Source organism: Streptomyces sp. NPDC007346, from assembly GCF_040703535.1.
GTDB lineage: Bacteria > Actinomycetota > Actinomycetes > Streptomycetales > Streptomycetaceae > Streptomyces.
This window is the reverse complement of sequence record NZ_JBEYKR010000276.1, coordinates 1-2,558: the sequence shown is the minus strand read 5'-3', so window position 1 is coordinate 2,558 and position 2,558 is coordinate 1. Positions and strand designations below refer to the sequence as shown.

Sequence of the window (2,558 nt, the reverse complement as noted above, 5' to 3'; positions counted from 1 at the left end):
TTGGCCAGGTCGGCATGGCTGAGGGGGTATTTTTCGACGCTGACGAAATGCAGGCGTGCCCCGGCCGGTGCACAGTCGGCGAACACCTGCCAGGCCGCGGGTGACACGTGCTGGGCGGAGTACGGGAGCTGCGGCGAAATCCCTGCGGAATCACCCCCGTAGGGCAACACTGGGACCGGACCGACTGATACGGGGGCGGCCGTGAGCCTCTCATCCCGCCGCAGGACACCCGACTCGACACAGCGAAAGAACCCATCCATGTGCCAGCACCAGCCACCCTGCCCCACCGCCGACTCCCCCGACCGGGAGGCGGCCCGCCTGACGGCCCACCACCCGGAACAGGGCTGGAGCCTCCTGTGCAACGGTGTCCTGCTCTTCGAGGACACCGGCGAGCTGCTGCCGGACGGGCAGATCATCGCTCCGCACCGTCCGTTGGCGGCCGACCGCGTGGTGAAGGCCGCCTGAGACGCACGTACGGACAAGGCTGTACGGAGAAGGGGCCGGCCCGGGGAGAATCCCCGCACCGGCCCCGACGCATACCGCCCTTGACGGGTCAGTTGTCGTACTCCTCCAGCGGCGGGCAGGAGCAGACCAGGTTGCGGTCGCCGAAGGCACCGTCGATACGGCGGACCGGCGGCCAGTACTTGTCCGCGGCCGACACCCCGGACGGGAAGACGGCCTCCTCACGGCTGTAGCCGTGGTCCCAGTCGCCGCCGAGCGCGGCCGCGGTGTGCGGGGCGTTGGTCAGCGGGTTGTCGTCCGCGCTCCACTCGCCGGAGGCGACCTTCTCGATCTCGGCACGGATCGCGATCATCGTGTCGCAGAACCGGTCGAGCTCGGCCAGGTCCTCGCTCTCGGTCGGCTCGATCATCAGCGTGCCGGCCACCGGGAACGACATGGTCGGCGAGTGGAAGCCGTAGTCGATCAGGCGCTTGGCCACGTCGTCGATGGAGACGCCGGTCGTCTTGGAGATCGGCCGCAGGTCGACGATGCACTCGTGCGCGACCAGTCCGGCCGGGCCGTTGTACAGGATCGGGAAGTGCGGCTCCAGGCGCTTGGCGATGTAGTTGGCGGCCAGCACGGCGACCTGCGTGGCGCGCTTGAGCCCCTCGCCGCCCATCAGGCGGACGTACGCCCACGAGATCGGCAGGATGCCCGCCGAGCCCCACGGGGCGGCCGAGATCGGGCCCACACCGGTCTCCGGGCCCGCGGCGGGCTGGAGCGGGTGGTTGGGGAGGTACGGGGCGAGGTGGGCGCGGACGCCGACCGGGCCGACGCCGGGGCCGCCGCCGCCGTGCGGGATGCAGAAGGTCTTGTGCAGGTTCAGGTGCGAGACGTCGCCGCCGAACTTGCCGGGCTTGGCGAGCCCGACCAGCGCGTTGAGGTTGGCGCCGTCGACGTAGACCTGGCCGCCCGCGTCGTGCACCTCGCCGCAGATGTCGGCGACGTGCTCCTCGAAGACCCCGTGCGTGGAGGGGTAGGTGATCATCAGCACGGCCAGCTCGTCGCGGTACTGCTCGATCTTGGCCCGCAGGTCCGCGATGTCGACCTCGCCGTCGTCGGCGGTCTTCACCACGACGACCTTCATGCCCGCCATGACCGCGCTCGCGGCGTTGGTGCCGTGCGCGGACGAGGGGATCAGGCAGACGGTGCGCTGCTCGTCACCGTTGGCCCGGTGGTAGGCGCGGACGGCCAGCAGGCCCGCGAACTCGCCCTGGGAGCCGGCGTTGGGCTGGATGGAGACGGCGTCGTAACCGGTGACCTCGGCCAGGCGCTCCTCCAGCTCACGGATGAGCGTGAGGAAGCCCTGCGCCTGCTCGGCCGGGGCGAAGGGGTGCAGCGCGCCGAACTCGGGCCAGGTGATCGACTCCATCTCGGCGGTCGCGTTCAGCTTCATGGTGCAGGAGCCGAGCGGGATCATGCCGCGGTCCAGCGCGTAGTCACGGTCGGCGAGCTTGCGCAGGTAGCGCAGCATCGCGGTCTCGGAGCGGTGCTGGTGGAAGACCGGGTGGGTCAGGATGTCGTCGGAGCGCAGCAGCGCCTCGGGCAGGGCGTCGGCGGCCGAGCCGTCCAGCGCCTCGATGTCGGCGTCGGCCCCGAAGGCGGCCCAGACGGCGGCGATCTGGGCCCGGGTGGTGGTCTCGTCGCAGGCGATGGAGACGTGGTCGGCGTCGACGCGGCGGAGGTTGACCCCGCGCTCCCGGGCGTCCGCGACGATCTCCGCGGCCTTGCCGGGCACCTTGACGGTCAGGGTGTCGAAGAAGGCTCCGTGCACGACCTCGGCGCCGGAGGCGCGCAGGCCCTCGGCGAGGATCGTGGCGTAGCGGTGGGTGCGCCGGGCGATCGTGCGCAGCCCGTCGGGGCCGTGGTAGACGGCGTACATCCCGGCCATGACGGCGAGCAGCACCTGCGCCGTACAGATGTTGCTGGTGGCCTTCTCGCGGCGGATGTGCTGCTCGCGGGTCGGGCCGATGGTCGAGCCGCAGCCCATGTCGCTGCGCACCACGAAGCTCTGCACCGGCACTTCCTCGGCCATGCACAGGTGGCGGAAGAAACCG

At 71.1% G+C, this 2,558-nt stretch carries 2 protein-coding genes; one reads left to right on the top strand and one right to left on the bottom strand.

Annotated elements, in window-relative coordinates; genetic code table 11:
• Positions 1 to 258 precede the first annotated feature (258 nt).
• Entirely contained in the window at positions 259 to 465 is a 207-nt protein-coding gene (locus tag AB0917_RS33910) for a DUF5999 family protein (protein ID WP_366823554.1), read from the top strand.
• An 88-nt stretch (positions 466 to 553) separates the two neighbouring features.
• Here AB0917_RS33910 and gcvP read toward each other — a convergent pair.
• Positions 554 to 2,558: aminomethyl-transferring glycine dehydrogenase (gcvP, locus tag AB0917_RS33905; protein WP_366823553.1), on the bottom strand; the 2,005-nt coding region annotated here is incomplete at its 5' end.